Genomic DNA, 26,441 nt, shown 5'->3' with positions numbered 1-26,441 from the left:
GATGCCGGCTGCGGATGTGCCGGATGCCACCGCGCAATCTCAGAAAGCCAAAAAAAAACAAGGCCGTAAGGCCTTGTTCTAGTTTCGCGTGATCCTTAACCAATTAAGGGGCTGCGACAAGCGCGCCTAAGATCTAATCCTCCCAAGACTTTACCGCGGTATGGCAAAGATTTGATCTCCCTGCCTGTTTTATAAGCTAACGCTAGCGTAGTACGAACACTTTGTCACCCCATATTTTGCAAATTTGAGACAGCAAGTGAGAAAAAAGTATCGGGTCGAATATGTCGCAGTGCAGCATCAATTCGCCTGACATTTCCGCGACCTGGCCTATCCTTCTTCGTGTGGGGAAAACTAGTCGGGACGGCGCGGTACAGCGGGTTTTCTTCCGCGGCCGAACCGGGTATGAACGCAACCAATTATTGACCCGGGCGGGTTGATTCCGCGCATTTGCGGAAGACCCCATGCAATGGAAACTGCCATGCGTCTGTCGCGCTTCTTCATGCCGATCCTCAAGGAAAATCCCAAGGAAGCGGAAATCGTCTCCCACCGCCTGATGCTGCGCGCCGGGATGATCCGCCAGCAGAGCCAGGGGATCTATTCCTGGCTTCCGCTCGGCAAGCGCGTGCTCGACAAGGTCTGCGCCATCGTGCGCGAGGAGCAGGACCGGGCGGGCGCCAACGAAATCCTGATGCCGACGCTGCAGTCGGCCGAACTCTGGCAGGAAAGCGGACGCTACGAGGCCTATGGCAAGGAAATGCTGCGCATTGCCGATCGTCAGGACCGGCCCATGCTCTACGGCCCCACAAATGAGGAGATGGTCACCGACATCTTCCGCTCCTCGGTCAAGTCCTACAAGGACCTGCCGCTCAACCTCTACCACATCCAGTGGAAGTTCCGCGACGAGATCCGTCCGCGCTTCGGCACCATGCGCTCGCGCGAATTCCTGATGAAGGATGCCTATTCCTTCGACCTTACCAAGGAAGACGCGATCCACGCCTATAACCGGATGTTCACCGCCTATCTGCGCACATTCGACCGGCTTGGTCTGCGCGCCATTCCGATGCGTGCCGACACCGGCCCGATCGGCGGCAATCACAGCCATGAATTCATCATCCTGGCAGACACCGGCGAATCGGAAGTCTTCTGCCACAAGGACTTCACCGAATTCGACATTCCCGCCGAAGATACCGATTTCGACGACGTGAAGGGCCTGGAGGCGATCTTCGACAAGTGGACCTCGCTCTATGCCGCAACGTCGGAAATGCATGACGAGGCGGCCTTCGACGCCATACCCGAAGGCGATCGCCTGTCTGCCCGCGGCATCGAGGTCGGCCACATCTTCTATTTCGGCACGAAATATTCCGAGCCCATGGGCGCCAAGGTGCAGGGCCCCGACGGCAAGGAGCACTTTGTCCACAGCGGTTCCTACGGCATCGGGCCGAGCCGCCTTGTTCCCGCCATCATAGAAGCCTCGCATGATGATAACGGAATCATCTGGCCCGACAGCATCGCCCCGTTCAACGTGGTGGTGATCAACATGAAGTCGGGGGATGCATCGTGTGACGGCGCCTGCGAGAAGCTCTATGGCGACCTGCAGAAGGCCGGCGTGGACGTGCTCTACGACGACACCGATGACCGGGCGGGCACCAAGTTTGCGACGGCCGACCTGATCGGTGTGCCGACCCAGGTCGTGGTCGGACCCCGGTCGATCGCCAATGGCGAGGTCGAGGTCAAGAACCGTCGTACCGGTGAACGCGAAACGATGACGGTCGAGGCAGCCCTCAACCGTCTGACAGCCTGAGCCTGAAACAGTCGGGTTCTCAAGGCCGGCATAGGAGACGACATGGCGAAAGCGACGGTTGCTGGGGACGAAGCGGAAGCCGGGCCGACGACGACAAGGGTCGCCCGGCCCTTTTCGGCCTTCGAGCGCATGGTGGCCTGGCGCTATCTGCGCGCCCGGCGCAAGGAAGCCTTCATCTCGGTGATCGCCGGCTTTTCCTTTGTCGGCATCATGCTCGGTGTCGCGACCCTGATCATCGTGATGGCGGTGATGAACGGCTTTCGCACCGAACTGATCTCGCGCATCCTCGGCATCAATGGCCACATGATCGTCCAGCCGGTCGATAGTCCGCTGACCGACTATGCCGACCTTTCGAAGAAATTCGACGGGGTCGAGGGCGTCAAGCTCGCCGTGCCGCTCGTCGAGGGCCAGGTTCTGGCCTCGGCCAAGCAGGGCGCCAGCACCGGCGCGCTGGTGCGCGGCATCCGCACCGAAGACATCATGAAGCTGAACCTTGTGACGAACAATCTGAAGTCCGGCGACATGGTCGGCTTCACGTCGGGACAAGGCGTGCTGATCGGCAGCCGCATGGCCCAGCAACTGGGTATCCAGGCCGGCGACAGCATCACCTTCGTCTCGCCGGAAGGCGATGTGACGCCGATGGGGGTCAATCCCCGGGTCAAGAGCTACACGGTTTCGGGCATCTTCGAGATCGGCATGTCGGAATATGATTCCACCATCGTCTACATGCCGTTCGAGGAGGCGCAGCTGTTCTTCAATGCCGACGGCATCGCCCAGTCGATCGAGATCTATGTCGATCACCCCGACGATATCGACACGCTGCGGCCGAAGATCGAGGCGGCGGCAGGCCGGCAGATCTTCATCACCGACTGGCGCGAGCGCAACCAGACCTTCTTCTCCGCCCTGCAGGTGGAGCGCAACGTGATGTTCATGATCCTCACGCTGATCATTCTGGTGGCCGCGCTGAACATCATCTCCGGCCTGATCATGCTGGTGAAGGACAAGTCGAGCGACATCGCCATCCTGCGCACCATGGGGGCGAATGCCTCGTCGGTAATGCGGATCTTCTTCATGACGGGCGCTGCGATCGGCATCAGCGGCACCTTTGCCGGCGTGCTGCTCGGTGTGGTCGTCTGCCTCAACATCGAAAGCATCCGCGCGTTCTTCTCCTGGGTGACGGGTACGGTCCTGTTTAATCCACAGCTCTATTTCCTCAGCCAGCTGCCCGCCGACATGGACTTCCCCGAGACCTTCTCGGTTGTCGTCATGGCGCTGGTGCTGTCGTTTCTCGCCACCATCTTCCCGGCCTGGCGTGCATCGCGCCTGGATCCGGTACAGGCCCTGCGCTACGAGTGAGGATGCAGAACGTGAACCAGATGAAAAAACCCGTTCTGACGCTGACCGGTATCGATCGCCACTACGGACAGGGGGAGAGCGTGCTCTCGATCCTGAAGGGTGCGAATTTCACCCTCAACGCCGGCGAGACCGTGGCCCTAGTCGCTCCCTCGGGCACCGGCAAGTCGACGCTGTTGCATCTGGCGGGGCTGCTGGAGCATCCCGACGCCGGTGAGGTCAAGGTCGGTGGCCTGGAATGCAACGGGCTTTCCGACGAGCGGCGCACCGCCATACGCCGCGAAAGCGTCGGCTTCGTCTACCAGTTCCATCATCTTCTGCCGGAATTCTCCGCGATCGAGAACATCATGATGCCGCAGCTGATTGCAGGGCTCGGCATGGCGGAAGCGCGTGAGCGGGCAAGCCAGCTGCTCGACTATATGCGGATCGGCCACCGCGCCTCGCACCGGCCGGCCGAATTGTCGGGCGGCGAACAGCAGCGCGTGGCGATTGCCCGTGCGGTTGCCAATGCGCCGCTGGTCCTGCTTGCCGACGAGCCGACCGGCAATCTCGATCCGGAGACCGCGTCCTACGTCTTTGCGGCGCTGGAGGCGCTGGTTCGCCAGTCCGGCCTTTCGGCCCTGATCGCCACCCACAACCACGATCTGGCACGGCGGATGGACCGCTGTGTCACGCTTGCCGACGGCAAGGTCATCGCCTACGACCCCGGCGCCGCCTGAGTCTAGCGCAAGCGTGGTTGGCGCGCCGGGCATAAGGCCAACTCTCCCGAAATCATAGCTTTTTGATGCATCCAAGACGCAGCGTTGACCGCACTGCAGTGCCTGGCTGCATCCGTCATTTCGCGGCCCCCGTCGCCCACCGCAGACGTCGCTCTGCCGGTGATGCCGACGGCCGCGTCATCTTTAGGAAAAAACCTGTTGACGACGGAACGAAAGTAGAACAAAGTAAAAACATAAAGAGATAGGAGAGAGCCATGACTGAAGTTTTGCGTGACGTAGCCGCCTTTGCCTCGATCACCATGTTCATTGCCAGCATGTCGGTGCTGATGTTCGCACTGTAAGATAATTTCGGTCGGACAAGCTCCGGCCGCTCTCCTTGCGGGGTGGACTTCCGTCGCCCCAGAGAGGAAAATCCACAGCGTCTGTCAGAGTCGCAAGGTGGGTAAAAATGGCTGATTTGAATGTCGAGCAGGATGCGGGTGTCGCGGTGGGTGGATCGCCGGGCTTCGTGCATCTGCGGGTACATTCGGCCCATTCCCTGCTTGAGGGGGCATTGCCGCTCAAGAAAATCCTGAAGAAGGCCGTCGGCGACGATCAGCCGGCGATTGCGATTACCGACACCAATAATCTGTTCGTCGCCCTTGAATTTGCCCAGAAGGCCAAGGACGAGGGCCTGCAGCCGATCATCGGCTGTCAGGTCTCGATCGACATGGAAGACGCGAGCGAGGATGCCTCGCGCGGTAGCCAGAACGGGTTGCGCAAGTTCCCCGTCATGGTGCTGCTGGTCGCCACAGAGGCTGGTTACGAGCGGCTGGTGGATATCGTCAGCCGTGCCTATCTGTCCGGCGAGGCGAGCCAGGCGGTGCATGTCAAGGCATCCTGGTTCGAGGAATACGGGACAGACGGGCTGATTGCCCTGACGGGCTCTTCCAGCGGGCCGATCGATCAGGCGATCAAGGATGGACACAGGGCGCTTGCCGAACAGCGGCTCGTGCGGCTGAAGCAGGCTTTCGGCGATCGTCTGTATGTCGAACTGCAGCGCCATGCCGCCTATGACCGCAAGCTCGAGCGGCGGCTTGTCGATCTTGCCTACGCGCTCGATCTGCCGCTGGTGGCGACCAACGAGGCGTTCTTCCCGTCCCGCGACGACTTCGATGCCCATGATGCGCTGATGGCGGTTGCCCATGGCGCCATCGTGTCCGACGACACCCGCTTCCGTCTGACGCCGGATCACTATCTGAAGAGCCGTGCCGAGATGTGCGAGCTCTTTGCCGATCTGCCGGAGGCGCTGGAAAATACCATCGAGATCGCCAGGCGTTCCTCGTTCATTCTGAATACCCGCCAGCCGATCCTGCCGCGTTTTACCGGGGCCTCCGACGATCCGCTGGAGGCGGAGCGTGCCGAGACCGAAGAGTTGAAGCGCCAGTCGCGCGAGGGCCTCGATGATCGCATCGCGGCGCTCGGCATCGCGCCTGGCTATACCGAGGCGGAATATCGCGAGCGGCTCGAATTCGAGCTTTCGATCATCGAGCGGATGAAGTTCCCGGGCTACTTTCTGATCGTTGCCGACTTCATCAAATGGGCGAAAGCGCAGGATATCCCGGTCGGACCCGGGCGAGGTTCGGGTGCGGGCTCTCTGGTGGCCTATGCGCTGACGATCACCGACGTCGATCCCTTGCGCTTCTCGCTGCTGTTCGAACGCTTCCTCAATCCGGAACGCGTGTCGATGCCCGACTTCGATATCGACTTCTGCCAGGACCGCCGCGAAGAGGTGATCCGCTACGTCCAGAAGAAATACGGCCGCGACCAGGTGGCGCAGATCATCACCTTCGGTTCGCTGCAGGCCCGTGCGGCGCTGCGCGACGTCGGGCGCGTGCTCGAAATGCCCTATGGCCAGGTCGACAAGATCTGCAAGCTTGTGCCGAACAACCCGGCCAATCCGACGCCGTTGTCGAAGGCGATCGAGGAAGAACCGAAGCTGCAGGAGGCGGCCGACGAGGAGCCGGTGGTCGGCCGTCTGCTCGACATCGCCCAGAAGATCGAAGGCCTCTATCGCCACGCCTCGACCCATGCCGCCGGCATCGTCATCGGCGACCGGCCGCTGTCGAAACTGGTGCCGATGTACCGCGATCCGCGCTCGGACATGCCGGTCACCCAGTTTAACATGAAATGGGTCGAGCAGGCCGGCCTGGTGAAGTTCGACTTCCTCGGCCTGAAGACGCTGACGGTGTTGAAGACTGCCGTCGATTTCGTTCGCCGTCGCGGCATCGAGGTCGATCTGGCGGCAATCCCGCTGGATGACCAGAAGACCTATGAAATGCTGTCACGCGGCGAGACGGTCGGCGTGTTCCAGGTGGAAAGTGCGGGCATGCGCAAGGCGCTGTTCGGCATGCGGCCGGACTGCATCGAGGACATCATCGCGCTGGTGGCGCTCTACCGTCCGGGCCCGATGGAGAATATCCCGGTCTACAATGCCCGCAAGCACGGCGAGGAAGAGATCGAATCCGTCCATCCGACGATCGACTACCTGCTGAAGGAGACGCAAGGGGTTATCGTCTACCAGGAGCAGGTGATGCAGATCGCCCAGGTGCTGTCGGGCTATTCGCTCGGCGAAGCCGACCTTCTGCGCCGCGCCATGGGCAAGAAGATCAAGGAGGAGATGGACAAGCAGCGCGCCCGCTTCGTCGACGGTGCCGTGGCAAACGGCGTCTCCAAGCCGCAATCCAACGTCATCTTCGATCTTCTGGCGAAGTTCGCCAATTACGGCTTCAACAAATCGCACGCCGCCGCCTACGCCATCGTCTCCTATCAGACGGCCTATATGAAGGCGCATTATCCGGTCGAGTTCCTCGCCTCGACCATGACCTATGATATGGCCAATACCGAGAAGCTGAACGATTTCCGCCAGGATGCGGGACGTCTCGGCATCGAGGTCATCCCGCCTTCGGTGCAGACATCCTATCGCCGGTTCGAGGTGGGCGAGAACCGGATCTATTATGCGCTCGGCGCCATCAAGGGCGTCGGCGAAGCGGCGGCCGATCATATCGCCGAAGTGCGCGGCGACACGCCGTTTGCCTCGCTGGAAGACTTCGCGCTGCGGATCGACCCCAAGCAGATCAACCGCCGGGTGTTTGAAAGCCTGATCACGGCCGGTGCCTTCGATTGCTTCGGCTTTGACCGGGCGCAGATGAGCGCCGGTCTCGACCGCGTCATCGGCTATTCCCAGCGCGCCCGCGAAAATGCCGTCAGCGGCCAGTCCGACATGTTCGGCGCCGGCGGCGCGAGCGGTCCGGAAAAGATCGTCATGCCGCAATTCACCCCCTGGCTTGCGTCCGATAAGCTGCTGCGCGAATTCCAGGTGCTCGGCTTCTATCTTTCGGCCCATCCGCTCGATGCCTACAGGCCGATCCTCGACAAGATGCGGGTGCAGTCCTTTGCCGATTTCTCCGCGGCAGTGAAGCAGGGGGCGACCGCCGGGCGACTTGCCGGAACGGTCGTCGGCCGCCAGGAGCGCAAGACCCGCACCGGCAACAAGATGGGCATCATCGTCTTTTCGGATTCCTCCGGGCAATATGAGGCCGTGCTGTTTTCCGAGGCTTTGAACCAGTATCGCGACCTGCTGGAGGCCGGCAAGTCGCTGGTCATCACCGTCCAGGCCGACGAGCGGCCGGAGGGTATCGGCCTGCGCATCCAGACGGTCCAGTCGCTGGAGGCGAAATCGGTACAGATGCAGAAGGCGCTCCGGATCTATGTGCGCGATTCCGGGCCGCTGAAATCGGTCGCCGCCCATCTCAATGCCCGGGGCGAGGGGCTGGTCTCCTTCATCGTCATCAAGGAGGACGGCAAGCGCGAGATCGAGGTCGAGCTGACGGAGAAATACCGCATCTCGCCCGATATCGCCGCCGCCTTGCGCTCGGCGCCCGGCGTCATCGATGTCGAGCTGGTATAGCCGCGCTCCGACGATCCGCGGCATGGGGTTCTGAACGAGGATGTTCCGGCAAGGGGCTGATTGTTATGGCCGCATGCGGTCAGGCGACCTGAGCCGTAGGCGCGTGCACGCACGGGCTTGATACAGATTCCGGGCCGTGGTTTTGCGTGACATGCCATACGGTAGAGGCCGCCCGCGCCAGTCTTTGCCGAGGCGGGGCGCTCTGTGCCAGAACTGACAAATGCAGGCTCTTTGCGCAGCTTCCCTGTCCTGGCCGCAGCCCCCGCGAACCGGCGGCCCCGTGTTGTGAGGATCGCCGATGCGCCGGCAGACGCAAGGTCAGAACATTCAGCTGCGCGGTGTCGGGCGGGTCATGGTGATGAAGTCCGTGCCGCGACCTGTCTCGCGGGGATCGCTGGCATCTGTGATGGTAATCGACGAGCCGGCATCGAGCAGGGTGGCGATCTTGGCCCGCAGGTCGCCGGGCACGGTGATCCGCGACAAAGCCTCTTCCATGTCGCTCGCCTGGCTGTCGGTATCGATGCCGAGGCGTCTGGCTGTCGGCGAGGGGATGTAATTGTCCATCGTCACCCCGTGCCAGTCCGCCTTGCCGGCGGCGCGATCGACATGGGTCGCCTCGAGAAAATGCGTGCCGAGCGGCCTTTGCGGATCGGCAATCTCGATCGGACCTTCAAACACCGGCCTGAAATTCTGGCGGACCAGCAATTGCCCGTTTGGTGCAGCGCTGCGGCCGGCGCTCTCGTGCAACGCGTCGAGAAAGGCGGTGGTGATCTGCGGTCCTTCGGGCAGCTTCTTCCACCGCTTGTAGCCGGCGATGGCGCTGCGCGTCTTGCTGCCGATCACGCCGTCGGGCGTACCGGCGTCGAAGCCGAGTTCGGTCAGCATATCCTGCACGTCGTGTACGGTCTCGCGCATGTCGCGCCGGGTGATCAGGATGCGCAACGGCGCCTCGTGGGCTGCCGCGGCCTTCGGGCTGGCGGCCGAGCCGGCGGCCGGTTTCGGCAGCGGCTTGGCCATCGCCACTTCGATGATGCTGCCATTCGCCTGGATCGAGGTTGGGCGCAGATCCGCATCCGACAGGGCCTCGCCCTGCGTCTGCGTCCCGGCAGGATTGAACAGTGTCGGCGAATAGACGGGCCGCGGCGTCACCTCGTCATCGGTAATGATCACATGCGCGCCGGTCTTCGTCATCCGGTAGAGCGAGTGGGCGAAGTTTGCCGGCAGGCGCACGCATCCATGCGAGGCGGCATGGCGCGGCACGCTGTTGGACTCGTGCAGCGCGATGCCGGACCAGGTCAGCCGCTGCATCCACGGCATCGGTGCGTCCGAATAGATGTTGGATTCGTGGTAGCGCTGCTTTTGCAGGATGGAAAAGACGCCGGACGGCGTGGTGTGGCCCGCCTTGCCGGTCGAGACCCTGGAGGTCGCCACGACCGCGTCGCCATCATAGACCACCAGCGACTGGGTGGCCTTGGACACATAGATCTGAAGCGCCCTGCCATCGTCGGCCGAAGCGGGGGCGCAGACGCCCGAAATCGTTGCGGCACAGACCAGAAGGCCCAAGGTGAAACGCTTCATCATGAAATCTCGCCCCTGGTGAATATTAACGCGTAACCATATAAGCGGGTGTTTAATGAAGTTTTGAAGCAGTGCCTAGTTCACGGTTTCGTGTAGGCCGGTTTTCGCCCAAAAAGGTTCCGCTGGCAGGCAAAAACGCATCAGTCCCCGGCGTCGCGTTTCGGCACGAAGGTGTAGCCGGTCTCCACGCTGGTCTTGCCGAACTTGTCGCGCAGGCGGTCGATGGCGGCCTCCGCCGCGGCACGGCGCGCGGCCTGCGGATCGACGAGATCGGGTGGGTCGGCGCGCACGGGATCGGTCAGGTCGGTCACGCCTATGCCGATCAGGCGGAATTTCGTGCCGTCCAGTTCCTTTTCCAGCAGGGACAGGCCGGTGCGAAAGATCCGGTCGGCAAGCTGGGTCGGATCTTCCAGTCGCCGGTTGCGGGTCCGCCCCTTGAAGTCGGCCGTCTTCAGCTTCAACACCACGGTGTGGCCGGCAAGCTGGCTCTTCTTCATCCGCCGCGCGACCTTTTCCGACAGCGCCCGCAAGTGGCTGACAAGCGGTTCCCGAGCGGAAATATCGTCGAAGAACGTGGTTTCCGCCGACACGCTCTTGGCGCCGTCATTCGGGTGGACCTCCCGGTCGTCATTGCCACGGGAAAGCCGTGCCAGCCGCTGGCCGATCAGGCCATAGCGGCGCATCAGTTCGGTCTCTTCCATGGTCTGCAGCTGACCGACGGTGCGGATGCCGTCGCGTTCCAAGGTGGCGGCAAAGGCGTGCCCGACACCCCATATGGTCGTCACCGGCCGGTCGGCCAGAAAAGCCATGGCCTCGGCCCGGCCGACCACCGAGAAGCCGCGCGGCTTTTGCAGGTCGGAAGCGACCTTGGCGAGAAACTTGCAATAGGACAGCCCGACAGACACGGTAATGCCGATCTCGCTTTCGATCCGCTTGACGAAGCGGGCGAGCACCCGGGCAGGGGGATCGCGGTGCAGCGTCTGCGTGCCTTTCAGTTCGAGAAAGGCCTCGTCGATCGACAACGGTTGCACCAGCGGCGTGAGGTCCGACATCATCTGGCGGATCTCGCGCCCGACGCGGCCGTATTTTTCCATGTCGGGCCGAATGACCACGGCGTCGGGACAGGCTTCCAGCGCCTTGAACATCGGCATGGCCGAGCGAACGCCATGGATACGGGCCACATAGCAGGCGGTCGAGACAACGCCGCGCTTGCCGCCGCCGATGATCACCGGCTTGTCGGCGAGGTCGGGATTGTCGCGCTTTTCGACCGACGCATAGAAGGCGTCGCAGTCGATATGGGCGAGGGTCAGGTCGAAAAGCTCGGGATGGAAGACCAGCCGCGGGCTGCCGCATGCGCTACAGCGTCTGCGACCGGCCGGTTGAAGGGTCAGGCAGTCACGGCAAAAACCCTGGGTGCTCGTCTGGTCTGGCGTCATGTCGGAACAAAGGTTGAACAGATGAACCATAGGCGCTAGCGTGTCGGCGAACAAGCGGGGGCTTTTCGCATGCTGGGTATTTTGTCGAGGCCAGAGGGACGTGGTTCAGTCGGGCCGCGAGACGGCAAAATGGCGACGGATGAGGCGATCGGCCTGCAGCCAGCCATCGGCGCGTTCGGCGGTAGGCGGCGTTGCCGGGGCCAGGCGGTGAATGGCCGATCTCGGCTGCAGATGGACCAGAAGACAGTCCGCCACATGGGTACCGACCGAGATGAGATTGCCCACCATGTCGTCGACAAAGGCAAGGGGCAGCGAACGTGCCCCATGCAGCTGCGCGACCAGCGGTCCCTTGGGCGCTTCGGTCGCGATCAATGGCTGGGAGAAGCCCAGCCTGTCGAGCAGCCGGCGCCGGCGGTCGAAATAGCGCGGCGACATGGCCGTCAGAAACACCACATCCGCCTCCGCCGAAAAGCCGTCCAGCATGGCATGCGCGCGCTCGGCCGGGACCTGCCAGTGCTCCTGCTCGTCATAGAAGGTGTCCAGCAGCGACCGTACCGCGCTGTCTTCCACGGCCGTGCCGTCACGCTGCGAAACGATATTGCCGGTGAGACGAAACGAGCGTGGCACGAGTTCGAGGTCGCGGTCGACGAGGTACCGCTCGAACGGCTGGACGAATTGCAGGACGACATCGTCGACGTCGCAGACCAGCAGCGGGCGGTGGCCGAGCCTGATATCCGCAAGCTGTCCGTCAGCCGTCATCAATATTCGCCGGAATCCAGGCCCGGGCCGGAAAGTTTCGCCCAGGCCGCCGCAACGGTCTCCGGCTTGGTTTCGGTCGCTTCACAAAACAACAACAATGTCGGCTCATGGTTCATGACGAAATCCAGCAGGCCGGCGAGGAAGGCCGGGTCCGCGACGGCGGTGCGCAGCTGGTCTGCCCGAAGACCGGACAGCGCCAGGAAGCGCGACAGCATGTCCGGTTCGCCGGCAAGCCAGGTCAGTATTTCGAGCGCCGTCTCGTGGGCCGGTGGTGCCAGGTCTTTTTGCTGCATGGATTTTCCAGAGATTTCCGAAGGATTACGATTTTCTCAACCAAATCGCTTTAGGTTTGGGGACCTGTATAGAGCGATCATGATGACGTCGGCCTCCTGGTTCGCCGCATTTGCTGATGTCTGAGGGGCCGGGCGATGTCTAAGAAAGTTATGATTGTAGAGGACAATGAGCTCAATATGAAGCTCTTCCGCGACCTTATCGAGGCGTCCGGCTACACGACAATCCAGACCCGCAACGGGATGGAGGCGCTCGAACTTGCCCGCCGCTACCGTCCGGACCTGATCCTGATGGACATCCAGTTGCCGGAGGTGTCCGGCCTGGAGGTCACGAAATGGCTGAAGGACGATCCGGAGCTGCATGTCATTCCGGTGATCGCCGTGACCGCCTTCGCGATGAAGGGCGACGAGGAACGCATTCGCCAGGGTGGCTGCGAAGCCTATGTCTCCAAGCCGATTTCCGTGCCGAAATTCCTGGAAACCATAAAAACCTATCTTGGGGACGCCTGACTGGGGAGGGGCTGCCGTGACTGCGCGCATTCTGGTCGTCGATGACATACCCGCCAATCTGAAGCTGCTCGAGGCACGGCTCGTGGCGGAGTATTTCGACGTGCTGACCGCCGAAAACGGCGCCGACGCGCTGTCGATCTGCGAGCGGACCCAGGTAGATGTCATCCTGCTCGACATCATGATGCCGGAGATGGACGGCTTCGAAGTCTGCGAGCGGCTGAAGGCCAATCCGCGCACCTCGCATATCCCGGTGGTCATCGTCACCGCGCTCGACCAGCCGGCCGATCGCGTGCGCGGACTGAAGGCCGGCGCCGACGACTTCCTGACCAAGCCGGTCAATGATCTGCAGCTGATCTCGCGGGTCAAGAGCCTCGTGCGGCTGAAGATGCTGAGCGACGAACTGCGCATCCGCAGCGAAACCACCCGCGACATCATGATCGAGGACCTGACGCGCAGCGGGGAGCCGCGTCTGGAGGAGCCGGCGCAGGTTCTGGTCGTCGATGGCCGCGCCAGTTCGCAGGAGCGCCTGATCAAGACGCTGAAGCCGATTGCCGAGGTGACGGCGATGTCCGACCCGCAGGCGGCCGTCTTCGAAGCGGCGGAAAACGCCTTCGATCTCGTCATCGTCAATGCCAATTTCGACGACTACGACCCGCTGCGCCTCTGTTCGCAGCTCCGCTCTCTGGAGCGTTGCCGGTTCATCCCCGTGCTGCTGATCGTCGAGGAGGGGGCCGAACCGATGGTGGTGCGCGCGCTCGATCTCGGGGTCAACGACTATGTGCTGAGGCCGATCGATCCGAACGAACTCGTCGCCCGATCCCTGACCCAGATCCGCCGCAAGCGCTTCAATGACCGGCTGCGCAACAGCGTCAAGCAATCGATCGAACTGGCCGTCACCGACGCGCTGACGGGGCTGCACAATCGCCGTTATCTCGACAATCACCTGAAGACGCTGTTCAACCGGGCGCGCCAGCGCGGCCGCGAGCTGACCGTCTGCATTACTGATATCGACCGCTTCAAAGCTGTCAACGATACCCATGGCCACGATGTCGGAGACGAGGTGCTGCGCGAATTCGCCGCCCGCCTGCGCTCCACCGTGCGCGGTGCCGATCTCGCCTGCCGCTTCGGCGGCGAGGAATTCGTCATCGTCATGCCCGACACGACGGCGGACACGGCAGCCACGGTTGCCGAGCGCCTGCGGGCGATCATCGAGAACAAGCCGTTCAGTCTGCCGGAGGGGGCGGGTACCCTGACGATCACCGCATCGATCGGACTGGCAACCATCGGGGCCGGAGTGGATACGCCCGAGCAGTTGATGAAGCAGGCGGATCTTGCGCTCTACGAAGCCAAGAAAAACGGTCGAAATCGGGTGGTTGCGGCTGCCGCCTGACAGACTGATTCCGAATCAGCGCGGTGGTTTCGAAGGAAATGCGGCAAGACCGCACTTGCATTCGGTAGAAATCTCGGCGATGTTGATTCATTATGTATGCATAGCGCTTCGCTATGCTTGGTGACTTGCCGCGTTACTTGTCCGAGTAAGGCGCAGTCCCGATCTGTCGCCGGGAAAAACAGTCTGTGGCGCAAAGCATAAGATATTCAAAAATTAGAGATTAATCAAAGGCTCTCAGGGTCCCTGCAAGTCTGTCGGATAAGGCGTTGGCGCGCCTGTGCGCGAGGTTGCGCCTTGATCTGCGAGGGGACTATGTTTTGTTGTCGTCGGCACTGGTTGAGCGGTGTTGATATATTCAAATGGCGCCGAGAAATACTTGGGGTTCCTCGATCGACAAGAATGCCTCAAGAGGGGTGTCGCCGGGCTTCTTAACCATAATTGAGGACAGAAACCTGGGCTGGTTAAGAATTGGTTGATTTTTCTTTCAGATTGCGCGAACTTGGGATCAACAAGCGGGGATGAAGAATTTCAGATACCCCATGATGCTCAGGTCCGCCGCATCTCCTGGGTCGTGGGGTCGGTCGGTTGACATGCATATTACCGCGGTTCCTCGTGCCGTGTTGTATGTCGACCGACCCCCTTTTCAAAAACACCGTATCGGTTCGCGCCGCTACGGTGTTTTTGTTTGGGATGACGGTGCGTATACTGTCTATACTTGCGGAAAGCGGCGATGGCGTCTCCGTGGAAAGGGCAAAGAAAAAGCGCCTCGCGAGGTGCGAAGCGCTTGGGCATGCCAGTCGATGGGAAGCCGATCTTACTTGATCTTGGCTTCCTTGAATTCGACGTGCTTCTTGGCGACCGGATCATACTTGGTCTTGGTCATCTTGTCGGTCATCGTACGGCTGTTCTTGGTGGTAACGTAGAAGAAACCGGTGTCGGCCGTCGACAGCAGCTTGATCTTGATTGTGGTAGCCTTGGCCATGGTTGTTCTGCCTTACTAATAGTGAAGCCGTGGACGGCCCGGGGCACTCCACGGCAAATTCTGGCCGGAAACTACAAATCGCCGGCGAAAAGTCAAGTGCGTTTGGGTCTGAAAAACAGTCGTCCCAGTGAGATCAGCACATAGAGGCTGAAGAATCCGGCAATTGCATCGGCAAAACCGTGCCGGCCGGAGAAATCCATGGCTGCGCCGATGGCCTGCGGGCCGGCAACGGTGCCGACGGCATAGCAGAAGATGAAGGCGGCATTGGCCGCCGCCAGGTCCGAGCCTGTGAGTCGGGAGCCGAGATGGCTGAGGCCGACGGTATAGAGCCCGGACACGCAGCCACCGAAGAACAGCAGCAGAATGGCCAGCACCACCCAGCTCTCGGAAAAATAGGGAAGGGCAAGCGAGCCGCAGAGCCCCATCACCGCCATGATGGTCAACAGCAGCCTGCGGTCCCGCAGCCGGTCGGACAGCATGCCGATCGGAATCTGGAAGACCATGTTGCCGACGCCCATGGCCGTCAGCAACAGCGCCGCCTGGCTCTCGTTGAAACCGCTGCGGGTGGCATAGATCGGAAACAGCGACAGGCCGCCGGCCTCCACCGCGCCGAACACGAAGACGGCGGCCGTCGCGGTCGGCACCAGGAAGATATAGCGGAAGAAATGGCGCGGTGGCTTCTCGTCGAGCTTCGGGCTCTCGCCGCGCGCGACATAGATCGGAAGGGCTGCCATCAGGATGATCACCGCACCGATGGCGAATGGCAGCAGGCCGTCGCTGCCGATCAGGGAAAAGATCAGCGGTCCGCAGGCAAAGCCGACCGACAGCACGGTCGCATAGAGCCCGAGGACAAAGCCCCGCTTGGACGGTGGTGCGGCGACATTGATCCAGAATTCGGACAGGATGAACAGCGTCGTCGTGGCGCCGTGGAAGACGATGCGCAGCGGGAACCAGAGCCAGAAGGCGTCGGCATAGTAAAAGCCGACGGCGCTCAACGCCGACAGCACCACGGCCACCAGCATGGTCGGTGCGACGCCATAGGCATGGGCGAGCCTCGTGGTGACGGGCGCGGCCGCCATGGCCGCGATACCGGCCATGGCCGAATTGAACCCGATCATGGTCGAGGCGATGCCGCGCTTTTCCAGGATGATGCTGAGCAGCGGCAGGCCGAGACCCATGGCGATGCCGACAGCTGTGATGGAGGAAATTGCCGCCACGAGCGAGGGCCAATGAATGTCCTCGCGATGCGCGTCGGCGTGGCAGTCTTTCTGCGACATGCGGTCGAACCCTTAAGGATGGCGGCGGTCTGGCCGCGCGCCTCTTTCAGTATCTAGGTGCTCGGCAGAAGGTCCGAGACGCGACAGGACGGCGTTTTGCCAGACCTTTCGTGCCCGGTCCCTCATGGCTCCCGCAAGCCAGGTTCTGTTCACACCGGAAGCAAGCCCGCTGTCAAGTCGATTACGGCAATGGCCGTGACGGGGACCGGCCGCGCAAACGGCGCCGGAGCCGGTCCGGCCCAGGTGAGCAATGCGGATGGTCGAGGGCAGGGGCGTGGTTGCGCTTCCCCCCCTTCCGGCAGGATCAATGCTGGTCATCAGGTCCCCGAACCCTCGTCGAAGCTTTCGGGCGTGTCGTCGTGACCGCCGAAGCCATGCATTCTGAGGGCCCATTGCAGACCGATGACACCGCCCTTGACCGGCTGCAGAGCGGCGATCGCCGTCAGGACGCCGATCGGCGCCCAGATCGCCAGATGCAGCCATTCGGATGCGGGATAGATCAGATCCGTCAACATGAAGCCGCCGACCAGCACATGGCCCAGTATCAGGATGACGATATAGGGCGGCAGGTCGTCAGCACGCTGGTGGTGCAGATCCTCGCCACAGGCCTCGCAACGGTCGACGGGCTTCAGGAACGCCTTGAAAAGCCGTCCCGTTGCGCAGCGCGGGCAACGGCCGGCGAGGCCGCGCATGATCGAGCGACCAAGCGGCCGCTCCGTATCGTCTCCTCCGCCAAACCGCTGGAGTTCCACTCCGCGATCCTCCCCCAGGCTCATTGATGCGTTCCTCATCTGCGCTTGCCGCGGGGTGGGCGTGTGCCGGGCACCTTGCCCTTGCCGCGACGGTTGGACTTGTGGAACGAGCGCACGGCGGTCGGCATTTCGCGCCCTTCGCTCAGCATTTCAAAGCGCAATGCACCGGCGATCGGCAGCGCCTCGACGAGGCGCACCTCGACGCTGTCGCCCAGCTGGTAGCCGAGCCCCGTCTTTTCCCCCGACAGGGCCTGATGCGCTTCGTCATAGATGAAATAGTCGCGGCCGAGCGTCGAGATCGGGATAAACCCGTCGGCGCCGAATTGCGGCAGGCTGACGAACAGGCCGGATTTGGTGACACCGCCGATGCGGCCCTCGAATTCCTCGCCGATACGGCCGGCCAGATGATGCGCGATCAGCCGGTTGACCGTATCGCGCTCGGCGGCCATGGCGCGCCGCTCGAAGGTCGAGATCTCGGCGGCGATATCGTCGAGGCTTGCCTCTTCTTCCGGCGTGATGCCGCCCTCACCAAGGCCGAGAGAGCCGACGAGGGCACGGTGGACGATCAGGTCGGCATACCGGCGGATCGGCGAGGTGAAATGGGCGTATTTCAGCAGATTGAGGCCGAAATGGCCGATATTCTCCTGGGCATAGATCGCCTGGCTCTGGCTGCGCAGCACCATCTCGTTGACCATCTGCTGGTGCTGGGTATCGAGCGCCTGGGCGAGGATCCCGTTGAACGAGTTGGCGCGCAGATTGCCGCGCGACAGCGACATGCCGATCGTGCCGAGGAATTCGCGCAAGGCTTCCTGCTTGGACATGGAGGGGGTGTCGTGGATTCGGTAGATCAGCGGCTGGCGCTTCTTTTCCAGTGTCTCGGCGGCCGAGACATTGGCCTGGATCATCATTTCCTCGATCAGCTTGTGGGCGTCGAGGCGCTCCGGCACGATGACCCTGTCGACCGTTCCATCTGATCTGAGCACGATCTTGCGCTCCGGCATGTCGAGTTCGAGCGGCTGGCGGCGGTCGCGGCCGCGCTTCATCGTCGCATAGGCGTCCCAGAGCGGCTTCAGGATCGGCTCCAGCAGCGGGCCGGTCTGATCGTCCGGCTTGCCGTCGATCGCCGCCTGAGCCTGCTGGTAGGAGAGCTTGGCGGCACTCTTCATCATGATCCGGTGGAAGGTATGGCCCGCCTTGCGGCCTTCCCTGGAAAACGTCATGCGCACGGCCAGCGCCGGCCGATCGACGCCTTCGCGCAGCGAGCAGAGATCGTTGGAGATCCGCTCGGGCAGCATCGGCACGACACGGTCGGGAAAATAGACAGAATTGCCGCGCTTCAGGGCCTCCCGGTCGAGCGCTGATTTCGGTCGGATATAATAGGACACGTCGGCAATCGCCACGGTGACGATGACGCCGCCCGGATTGTCCGGCGAGGGATCCGGCTCGGCATAGACCGCATCGTCGTGGTCCTTGGCGTCCGCCGGGTCGATCGTGACCAGCGGAACGTCGCGCCAGTCCTCGCGATGCGACATCGAGGCGGGCTTTGCCTCTTCCGCTTCCGTCATCACCGCCTGCGGGAAGACGTGGGGAATGCCGTGGGCGTGAATGGCGATCATCGAGATCGCCTTTTCGCTGGCAACCGAGCCGACTACGGTCAGCACCTTGGCGCGCTTGAGGCCGAGCCTGGCGGCGCGAATGGTCTCGACCTCGACCAGATCGCCGTCCTTGGCGCCGTTGAGGTCAATGCTGTCGATCGTCATCTCGTCGTCGCGCCTGTCGACGGGAAGAATGCGACCGCCCTCCGATCCGACGCGTTCCTTGTAGACGCCGAGCACGGACAATCGCGTCTTGTCGATGATCTTGATGATCCGGCCGTGATAGGCCGGTCCGGCACGATCCTTCGATGCGAAGATCTTGGCGAGCACCCGGTCGCCCATCCCGCCCACCGGGGTCTTGCCGGACTTGCGGTCCGCACTCGACTGGCGGATCAGGACGGCGGGTGCGGCCCCCAGTTCCTCGTTCCACTCGGTCGGACGGCCGATCAGTTCGCCGTCCTTGTCGCGGGTGGTGATGTCGAGCACGGTCACCGGCGGCAGGGCGCCGGGGCGGGCGAGAGACTTGCGGCTCTTCTGCACCAGGCCGTTGTCTTCCAGATCGCGCAGCGCGTCCTTCAGCTTGATGCGCTCCTCGCCCTTCAGCCCGAAGGCCTTGGCGATCTCGCGCTTGGAGGCCCGGTCCGGATTGTCGGAGATGAATTCCAGCAGCACTTCGCGGGAGGGGACCTCGCCGTGAATGATCGTGTTGCCGGGCGAACGCCGCTGGGGCGCGGTGCCCGAGGCCGCCTTTGCCGCGCGCCGCTCCCGGCGGTTCTTCGGTGCGGCGTCGTTTTCGGTCTCGGGCTCTTGTTTACTCAAAGTCAGCTCTTTTTCGTCTTTGCGGCCGGCTTCTTCTTCGCGGCGGCCTTTTTCGGCTTGGCTTCGGCGCCGTCCTCGGCCTTTGCGGCCTTGGTGGCGGTCTTCTTGTTGGCCGGAGCCTTCTTCTTCGTCTTGGCCCCGGTCTTGGCGGCGCGTTCTGTAATCAGCGCCAGGGCCTCTTCCATGGTGACCGATTGCGGATCCTTGCCCTGGGGGATCGTCGCGTTGATCTTTGCCCAGTTGACATAAGGCCCGTAGCGCCCGTCGCGCACCGTGACCGGTCCGCCGTCTGGATGCTCGCCAAGTTCCTTCAGGGCAGCCGGTGTCCCACGGCCGCGGCCAGGACCCTTAGCAAGCTTTTCCGCCAAAACCGTGACGGCGCGATTGAGCCCGATGGTAAAGACGTCCTCGACGCTTTCCAGATTGGCATAGGTCCCGTCATGCAGGATGAACGGACCATAGCGGCCGATGCCGGCGGAGATCATCTTGGCCGTCTCCGGATGGGCGCCGACCTCGCGGGGAAGGTTGATCAGAGACAGGGCCTTTTCCAGGTCGATATCGTCGACCTGCCAGCCCTTGGGCAGCGATCCGCGCTTGGCTTCCTTGCCTTCGCCGCGCTGGACATAGGGCCCGAAACGGCCGGAGCGCAGGGTGATATCCTCGCCGGTTGCCGGGTCCTTGCCGAGTTCGCGCGGTTCATTGGCAAGCGCACCTTCGGCCTCGCCGTTCGGGTCATTCGACAGTTGCCGGGTGAAATTGCATTCGGGATAGTTCGAACAGCCGACAAAGGCGCCGTATTTTCCGAGCTTGAGCGACAGCTGGCCGTTGCCGCAGACTTGGCAGATGCGTGGATCGGACCCATCCTCGCGGGCCGGGAAGACCAGCGGCGCCAGAACCTCGTTCAGCGAATCCAGCACATTGGTGACGCGCAGTTCCTTGGTGTCCTCGATCTGGCCGAAGAAATCCTTCCAGAAATCGCGCAGCACGCTCTTCCACTCGAGTTCGCCGGCCGAGATGCGGTCGAGCTTCTCTTCGAGCTCGGCGGTGAAGTCGTATTCCACATATTTGGTGAAGAAGCTTTCCAGGAAGGCGGTCACCAGCCGGCCCTTGGCCTGCGGCGTCAGCTTGCGCTTGTCGATCGTCACATAGTCGCGGTCCTGGAGGGTCGCCAGCGTCGCGGCATAGGTGGAGGGGCGGCCGATGCCGAGCTCTTCCATCTTCTTGATCAGCGAGGCTTCCGAATAGCGCGGCGGCGGTTCGGTAAAGTGCTGGCTGGCGTTCACCTTCTGCTTGGCAAGCGTCTCCCGCGCGATGATCTCCGGCAGGCGACCATCTTCCTCGTCCTCGGCCGGCTCGCTGTCGTCGCGCTGATCGGTATAGGCGGCGATGAAGCCGTCGAAGCGGATGACCGAACCGACGGCGCGCAGGCCTGCCTGTTCGCCGTCCTTGCCGGCAAGAATTTCAGCGGTGGTCCGCTCGATTTCGGCGGAGGCCATCTGGCTTGCGATACCGCGCTTCCAGATCAGTTCGTAGAGGCGCAGCTGATCGCCGTCGAGATAGCGGCGCACCTTGTCCGGCGAGCGCTCGAAATCGGTCGGGCGGATCGCTTCATGCGCTTCCTGGGCGTTCTTCGCCTTGGTCGAATAGATTCGCGGCTTTTCCGGCAGATAGCGGGCGCCGAACTGGCTGCCGATCGAGGCCCGCGCAGCGTCGATCGCTTCGGGCGCCATCTGCACGCCGTCGGTACGCATATAGGTGATCAGACCGACCGTCTCACCGCCGATGTCGATGCCTTCATAAAGCTTCTGTGCCACCTGCATGGTGCGCGAGGCCGAAAAGCCGAGGCGCGAGGAGGCGGCCTGCTGCAGGGTCGAGGTGGTGAAGGGGGCGCTCGGATTGCGCTTGACCGGCTTGGCCTCGACCGACTCGACCACATAATTGGCGCCGTCGAGCAAAGCCTTCAGCCGGTTCGCCGTTTCGGCGTCGGAGACCGAGAGCTTCTGCAGGCGCTTGCCGTCGGCCGAGACGAGGCGGGCCTCGAACTCGTCGCCGCGCGGGGTCTTCAGCACGGCCGACAGGTTCCAGTATTCCTCCGAGATGAAACGCTCGATCTCGCTTTCGCGGTCACAGACGAGGCGCAGCGCCACGGACTGCACGCGGCCGGCCGAGCGGGCGCCCGGCAGCTTGCGCCACAGCACCGGCGACAGATTGAAGCCGACAAGATAATCAAGTGCCCGGCGCGCCAGATAGGCGTCGACCAGCGGCACGTCGATATCGCGCGGTTCGGCCATCGCATCGAGGACGGCCTTCTTGGTAATGGCATTGAAGACGACGCGCTTGACCGGCTTGTCGCCGATCACCTTCTTCTTCTTCAGCAGATCCAGCACGTGCCAGGAAATGGCTTCGCCCTCGCGGTCGGGGTCGGTCGCGAGAAACAGTGCGTCGGAGGATTTCACCGCATCGGCAATATCCTTCATCCGCTTGGCAGACGCGCTGTCGACCTCCCAGATCATCTCGAAGTCCTGATCCGGCTGCACCGAGCCGTCCTTGGCCGGCAGGTCGCGGACGTGACCGAAGGAGGCGAGAACCTTGTAGCCCGACCCGAGATACTTGTTGATCGTCTTGGCTTTGGCTGGAGATTCTACAACGACTACATTCATTTTTTTCTCTAACGGCCCCATCGATTGTTATACGAGCCTTTGTCTTGCCCGCCGCGTATGGCCCTTCGACATGGACAGGGATTCGACTGCGGTCAAGAGCAGATGGTGAAAATCTGTGACATACAACGCGATGCAACCTATACGTGATTTACCATAGATTGCAATTCCAGATACTTGTAGTATGGTTCCCGGACAATGAGCCAGACCTCGTTGATTAAAGTGGGGCGAAAGACGAAATCATGGCTTCTGACAGGCTTGGGACGGATGAAAGAGACCGTCGCACTCGGCAGAACATCGCGTATATCCGGGAGATGCTCGGAGAGTTGCGTCAGGTCGCGGAACGCGAGCATGCCGACATGCTCTGCTATCTGATCGAGATGGCCTATGTCGAGGCCGGCGACGTGCAGAGCGGCAAGCGCGCCCTGTCATTCCGCCATGAGGATGGAGACCAGCCCTCCCGCATGCCGATATAGGCGTCCGGCCAGGTCCAATTCAAGGAGCACCAGGTAAACACTTGCGGCGTCGATGCCGGTATGGCGGATGATGTCGTCGATTTCGACCGGGGTCGGGCCGAGCGCATCGACGATCCGAGCGCGCATGCTGTCGTCGGGCAGATCGGGCAACCGGCCCTCGCCATCGCGCACCGGTTCCTCCGCCTCCGGCCGGATCGGCAGATCCAGTTGCGACAGCGGTGCCAGCGCCTCCAGCACATCGTCCGGCCCGGTCGTCAGGATCGCGCCCTGCTTGATCAGGTCGTTGGTCCCGTGGCAGCGTGGATCGAGCGGCGAGCCGGGCACGGCAAAGACCAGCCGCCCGAATTCGCCGGCCAGTCGCGCGGTGATCAGCGATCCGGATCGCGCCGCCGCCTCGACAACGATGACGCCAAGGCCGATACCGGCGATCAGCCGGTTGCGACGGGGAAAGTCGCGGGCGCGGGCCTCCCAGCCGAAGGGCATTTCGCTGACGGCCAGGCCCCTCTCGGTGATTTCGGCGAACAGCCGCTGGTTTTCCGGCGGGTAGGGGCGGTCGAGGCCTCCGGCCATGGCGGCGATCGTGCCGGTGCCGAGGCTGGCCTCATGGGCCGACGCGTCGATGCCGCGCGCCATGCCCGAAACGATCGTGTAGCCGGCGGTGCCCGTGGTGCGGGCGAGCATGGCGGCAAATTTGGCGCCGCTGATCGAGGCATTGCGCGAGCCGACGATGCCGATTGCCGGATGACTGGCAACGGAGGGCCGCCCCTTGACTGCGAGAAGCGGCGGGGCCGCCTCGATCTGCCGGAGCGCGAAGGGATAGTCGGGCTCGCCGATGCCGATGAAGCGGGCGCCGTAGCGGTGTGCGCGATCGATTTCGGCTTCCGCGTCTTCGACGCTGGCGATCCGGATCGGCCGGGCAGAGCCGCCACGGCGCGACAGTTCCGGCAGCATGGCGAGTGCCTGTTCGGCCGAGCCGAAATGGTTGATCAGGTCGCGAAAGGTGGCGGGGCCGACATTGTCGGAGCGGATCAGCCGGATCCAGGCAAGCCTTTGCCGATCGGTCAGCGCAATCCCTGTTCGTCTTGCGCCGGCGTCGGTCATTTAAGATCCTATCCCTTTTGTCCGATCTTGCTTTCCGTCCTGGCAATCAGTCGTTCGATATTGGTCTTGTGCTTCCAGTAGGTGATGACGGTCATCGCCGAGGTGACAAGCGCTGCATCCTGCCGGCCGAGTATCCACAATGCAACCGGAATGACAAGGGTTGCAACCAGAGCGGACAACGAGGAATAGCGGCTGAGCCAGGCGATGCCGATCCACACGACCGCGAAGACCGCGACCATGATGGGTTCAACGCCGAGCAGCATGCCGACATAGGTGGCCACGCCCTTGCCGCCCTTGAAGCCCAGCCAGACGGGAAACAGATGGCCGATAAAGGCGGCAAAGCCGCCGAGCAGGCCGGCCAGTTCGCTGCCGAACAGATGCTGGGCGAGAACGGCGGCCGCCGTCGCCTTCAAGGCGTCGAGCAGCAGGGTGGCGGCCGCCAGCGGCTTGTTGCCGGTGCGCAGCACATTGGTCGCGCCGATATTGCCAGAGCCGATCTTGCGCACATCGCCAAGCCCCGCCATGCGGGTGAGCAGAAAGCCGAACGGGATAGACCCGAGAAAATAGCCGATGACGAGCGAGGCAGCGATCGCGGTCGCCGTCAGTGAGCTGTAGTCGAGACTGGGCACGGGCAATTCCTCTCCTTGTCGTTTCAGTGCAGCGTCAGGCCTGCACGGCATGCACGCAGCGGCCGGCGACATAGGTCGCGACCGCGCGGCCGGAAAAACGCGCATCCTCGAAGGGTGTATTCTTCGATCGCGACAGCAGTGTCTCGGTCGTCACCATCCACGGCTCATCGAGGTCGATCAGGGTGATGTCGGCCTTGGCTCCGGGCTTCAGGCTGCCGGCGTCCAGACCGAAGATCGCAGCCGGCCGGGTCGACATCGCGTCGATCAGCCGCATCAGCGGCACCCGGTCCGAATGGTGCAGGCGAAGGGCGGCGGCCAGCATGGTCTCCAGCCCGACGGCGCCATCGGCGGCATCGGCAAACGGCAGGCGCTTGGTATCGACATCCTGCGGATCGTGCGAGGAGACGATGATGTCGATCTCGCCTCGGGCCAGGGCCTCGACCATGGCCACCCGGTCGGGTTCGCTGCGCAGGGGCGGCGACAGGCGGAAGAAGGTCCGGTATTCGCCGATATCGTTCTCGTTGAGCGACAGATGGTTGATCGAAACGGCAGAGGTGACATGGACGCCCCGGCGCTTGGCAGCCGCGATCGCCTCGACCGATTCCGGCACGGAGATCTTGGCGGCGTGATACTGCGCGCCGGTCAGTCCGGCGATCCTGAGATCCCGCTCGAGCGGAATGATCTCGGCCTCCTTCGGCACGCCCGAAAGGCCGAGCCAGCTGGCAAACAGCCCTTCGTTCATCACCCCGTCGGCGCCGAGATAGCGCTCGCGCGCCTCCAGCGAGATCACCGCGGAAAATTCCCGGGCATAGGTCATAGCGCGGCGAAGAAGCTGGGTGTCGGAGATACCGTGGCGGCCATTGGTGAACGCGACGGCACCCGCCTGCTGCAGCAGGCCGAGTTCGGCCATCTCCTCGCCGCGCAGGCCGCGGGTGAGGGCGGCGGCCAGATGGACATTGACGATCGCCTGGTCGCGGGCGGTCTTCTTGACGAATTCGACCAGTGCGATGTCGTCGATCACCGGATCGGTGTCCGGCATCATGATGAAGGTGGTGACGCCGCCCGCTGCCGCAGCCCGGCTGGCAGACGCGATTGTCTCGCGGTGCTCGCCGCCCGGTTCCCCGGTAAAGACGCGGGCATCCACAAGCCCGGGTGTCGCCACGAGCCCGCGACCGTCGCGGATCTCGGCGCCGTCGGGCGTTCCCTGGTTCAGCGCATCGGCGCCGGCGGCCAGGATCTTTCCGTCTTCGCCGGCTATGATCGTGCCCGTCTCGTCGAGACCGCGCGAAGGGTCGATGATGCGGACATTCTGGATGACGAGAGGCTTGGTCATGGCATCCGTTCCCTTATTCACTGCGCGGACCCTGGTTCTGCGAAACCAGAAGCGTCTCCATGACGGCCATGCGCACGGCAACGCCCATCTCGACCTGCTGCTCGATCACGCTCTGCGGACCGTCGGCGACTTCCGAGGCGATTTCCACCCCGCGGTTCATCGGGCCGGGATGCATGACGAGCGCATCTTCCTTGGCAGCCTTCAGTTTCTCGGCGTCGAGCCCCCAGAAGCGGAAATATTCGCGCATCGACGGCACGAAGGCACCGGACATGCGCTCTTTCTGCAGCCGCAGCATCATCACCACGTCGGCGCCCTTCAGGCCCTCCTTCATGTCGTGGAAGACTTCCACGCTCATGTCGGCGATGCCCGTCGGCAGAAGTGTCGGGGGCGCGACGACGCGGACCCGCGCGCCCATCTGGTTGAGCAGGATGATGTTGGAGCGGGCGACGCGCGAATGCGAGATATCGCCGCAGATCGCAACCGTGATGCCCGAAAGCCGACCCTTGGCGCGGCGGATGGTCAGCGCGTCGAGCAGGGCCTGGGTGGGGTGCTCGTGCTGGCCGTCGCCGGCGTTGACCACCGAGCAGGCGACCTTCTGGGCGAGCAGCGCGACCGCTCCGGCGGACGAATGCCGGACAACCAGCACGTCCGGGCGCATGGCGTTCAGCGTCATCGCCGTGTCGATCAGCGTCTCGCCCTTCTTGACCGAGGAATTGCTGACCGACATGTTCATCACGTCCGCGCCAAGCCGCTTGCCGGCGAGCTCGAACGACGATTGCGTGCGCGTCGATGCCTCGAAGAAGAGATTGATCTGGGTAAGGCCGCGCAGGGTCGTCGTTTTCTTCTCGCGCTGACGGCTGATCTGCACCGCAGCATCGGCCTTGTCGAGAATGTAGGTGATGTCCTGTTCGGAAAGCCCCTTGATGCCGAGGAGGTGGCGATGGGGGAAGTAGAAGACCATATGGTTGTCCTCCGGGGAAAGTCATGCGCTCTATAAAGAGTGACGATGGCGGCGGCAAGCTTGTGCTATGTGGA

At 62.8% G+C, this 26,441-nt stretch carries 20 protein-coding genes; 7 read left to right on the top strand and 13 right to left on the bottom strand.

Annotated features, from left to right (window positions below):
* The first annotated feature begins 478 nt into the window (after positions 1 to 478).
* From proS to dnaE, 4 genes are all read left to right on the top strand, one after another.
* On the top strand, positions 479 to 1,801 hold the full coding sequence (gene proS / locus J2Z17_RS10105) for a proline--tRNA ligase (RefSeq protein WP_209945100.1): 1,323 nt from the start codon (positions 479 to 481) through the stop codon (positions 1,799 to 1,801).
* 42 nt (positions 1,802 to 1,843) lie between these two features.
* Positions 1,844 to 3,157: a lipoprotein-releasing ABC transporter permease subunit gene (locus J2Z17_RS10100; protein WP_209944510.1), complete on the top strand. Its 1,314-nt coding sequence runs from the start codon at positions 1,844 to 1,846 to the stop codon at positions 3,155 to 3,157.
* A 20-nt stretch (positions 3,158 to 3,177) separates the two neighbouring features.
* Positions 3,178 to 3,873, top strand: a complete 696-nt coding sequence (locus tag J2Z17_RS10095; protein ID WP_209945098.1) for an ABC transporter ATP-binding protein — start codon at positions 3,178 to 3,180, stop codon at positions 3,871 to 3,873.
* Positions 3,874 to 4,321: 448 nt separating this feature from the next.
* The gene (dnaE, locus tag J2Z17_RS10090; protein WP_209944508.1) at positions 4,322 to 7,822 is read left to right on the top strand and encodes a DNA polymerase III subunit alpha; all 3,501 of its coding nucleotides are present in this window, start codon (positions 4,322 to 4,324) and stop codon (positions 7,820 to 7,822) included.
* Positions 7,823 to 8,149: 327 nt separating this feature from the next.
* Here the strand turns inward: dnaE and J2Z17_RS10085 are convergent, their stop codons facing one another.
* The 4 genes from J2Z17_RS10085 to J2Z17_RS10070 form a co-directional block, all read right to left on the bottom strand.
* Positions 8,150 to 9,403 carry a L,D-transpeptidase family protein gene (locus tag J2Z17_RS10085; RefSeq protein WP_209944505.1) on the bottom strand — a complete coding sequence of 418 codons (1,254 nt, stop codon included), beginning with the start codon at positions 9,401 to 9,403 and terminating at the stop codon, positions 8,150 to 8,152.
* 137 nt (positions 9,404 to 9,540) lie between these two features.
* Entirely contained in the window at positions 9,541 to 10,836 is a 1,296-nt protein-coding gene (locus tag J2Z17_RS10080) for a DNA polymerase IV (RefSeq protein WP_209944503.1), read from the bottom strand.
* 105 nt (positions 10,837 to 10,941) lie between these two features.
* Positions 10,942 to 11,595: a hypothetical protein gene (locus J2Z17_RS10075; protein ID WP_209944501.1), complete on the bottom strand. Its 654-nt coding sequence runs from the start codon at positions 11,593 to 11,595 to the stop codon at positions 10,942 to 10,944.
* Positions 11,595 to 11,888: a DUF3572 domain-containing protein gene (locus J2Z17_RS10070; RefSeq protein WP_209944499.1), complete on the bottom strand. Its 294-nt coding sequence runs from the start codon at positions 11,886 to 11,888 to the stop codon at positions 11,595 to 11,597. Before J2Z17_RS10070 ends, J2Z17_RS10075 begins: the two co-directional genes overlap by 1 nt.
* A 135-nt stretch (positions 11,889 to 12,023) precedes the next feature.
* Here J2Z17_RS10070 and J2Z17_RS10065 point away from each other — a divergent pair, with 135 nt between their 5' ends.
* Together J2Z17_RS10065 and J2Z17_RS10060 are read left to right on the top strand one after the other, a co-directional pair.
* Positions 12,024 to 12,395 carry a response regulator gene (locus tag J2Z17_RS10065; RefSeq protein WP_209944498.1) on the top strand — a complete coding sequence of 124 codons (372 nt, stop codon included), beginning with the start codon at positions 12,024 to 12,026 and terminating at the stop codon, positions 12,393 to 12,395.
* 16 nt (positions 12,396 to 12,411) lie between these two features.
* Entirely contained in the window at positions 12,412 to 13,785 is a 1,374-nt protein-coding gene (locus J2Z17_RS10060; RefSeq protein WP_209944496.1) for a PleD family two-component system response regulator, read from the top strand.
* An 814-nt stretch (positions 13,786 to 14,599) separates the two neighbouring features.
* Here J2Z17_RS10060 and rpmG read toward each other — a convergent pair.
* From rpmG to topA, 5 genes are all read right to left on the bottom strand, one after another.
* Positions 14,600 to 14,767 (bottom strand): 50S ribosomal protein L33, encoded by a 168-nt coding sequence (gene rpmG, locus J2Z17_RS10055; protein WP_209944492.1) that lies wholly within the window; start codon positions 14,765 to 14,767, stop codon positions 14,600 to 14,602.
* 92 nt (positions 14,768 to 14,859) lie between these two features.
* Positions 14,860 to 16,044 carry an MFS transporter gene (locus tag J2Z17_RS10050; RefSeq protein WP_209944491.1) on the bottom strand — a complete coding sequence of 395 codons (1,185 nt, stop codon included), beginning with the start codon at positions 16,042 to 16,044 and terminating at the stop codon, positions 14,860 to 14,862.
* A gap of 317 nt (positions 16,045 to 16,361) precedes the next feature.
* On the bottom strand, positions 16,362 to 16,820 hold the full coding sequence (locus J2Z17_RS10045) for a DUF983 domain-containing protein (protein ID WP_209944485.1): 459 nt from the start codon (positions 16,818 to 16,820) through the stop codon (positions 16,362 to 16,364).
* 11 nt (positions 16,821 to 16,831) lie between these two features.
* Positions 16,832 to 19,216 carry a ribonuclease R gene (rnr, locus tag J2Z17_RS10040; RefSeq protein ID WP_377300039.1) on the bottom strand — a complete coding sequence of 795 codons (2,385 nt, stop codon included), beginning with the start codon at positions 19,214 to 19,216 and terminating at the stop codon, positions 16,832 to 16,834.
* Positions 19,213 to 21,870: a type I DNA topoisomerase gene (gene topA, locus J2Z17_RS10035; protein ID WP_209944481.1), complete on the bottom strand. Its 2,658-nt coding sequence runs from the start codon at positions 21,868 to 21,870 to the stop codon at positions 19,213 to 19,215. The genes rnr and topA overlap by 4 nt, the downstream gene beginning before the upstream one ends.
* Before the next feature lie 239 nt (positions 21,871 to 22,109).
* On the opposite strand from topA, the gene J2Z17_RS10030 reads away from it, so the two are divergent.
* The gene (locus J2Z17_RS10030; protein WP_209944479.1) at positions 22,110 to 22,343 is read left to right on the top strand and encodes a hypothetical protein; all 234 of its coding nucleotides are present in this window, start codon (positions 22,110 to 22,112) and stop codon (positions 22,341 to 22,343) included.
* Here J2Z17_RS10030 and dprA read toward each other — a convergent pair.
* The 4 genes from dprA to J2Z17_RS10010 are packed head-to-tail and all read right to left on the bottom strand — an operon-like array spanning position 22,296 to position 26,367.
* A complete protein-coding gene (dprA, locus tag J2Z17_RS10025) occupies positions 22,296 to 23,444 on the bottom strand; it encodes a DNA-processing protein DprA (RefSeq protein ID WP_209944470.1) in 1,149 nt (382 codons plus the stop codon). The two genes, J2Z17_RS10030 and dprA, sit on opposite strands and share 48 nt — an antisense overlap.
* Positions 23,445 to 23,452: 8 nt before the next feature.
* Positions 23,453 to 24,073 carry a glycerol-3-phosphate 1-O-acyltransferase PlsY gene (plsY, locus tag J2Z17_RS10020; RefSeq protein ID WP_342454395.1) on the bottom strand — a complete coding sequence of 207 codons (621 nt, stop codon included), beginning with the start codon at positions 24,071 to 24,073 and terminating at the stop codon, positions 23,453 to 23,455.
* A 34-nt stretch (positions 24,074 to 24,107) separates the two neighbouring features.
* Positions 24,108 to 25,406, bottom strand: coding sequence for a dihydroorotase (locus J2Z17_RS10015; protein WP_209944468.1), 1,299 nt, complete (start codon positions 25,404 to 25,406; stop codon positions 24,108 to 24,110).
* Between the two features lie 13 nt (positions 25,407 to 25,419).
* Complete coding sequence (locus J2Z17_RS10010) at positions 25,420 to 26,367, bottom strand: aspartate carbamoyltransferase catalytic subunit (RefSeq protein WP_209944467.1); 948 nt, start codon at positions 26,365 to 26,367, stop codon at positions 25,420 to 25,422.
* Between the last annotated feature and the right edge of the window lie 74 nt (positions 26,368 to 26,441).

Origin of the sequence: Heterorhizobium halophytocola, assembly GCF_017873095.1 — a bacterium.
GTDB classification, from domain to species: Bacteria; Pseudomonadota; Alphaproteobacteria; order Rhizobiales; family Rhizobiaceae; genus Allorhizobium; species Allorhizobium halophytocola.
The sequence above is the reverse complement of the archived record's forward strand: the minus strand, read 5'-3'. Positions and strand labels throughout refer to the sequence as shown.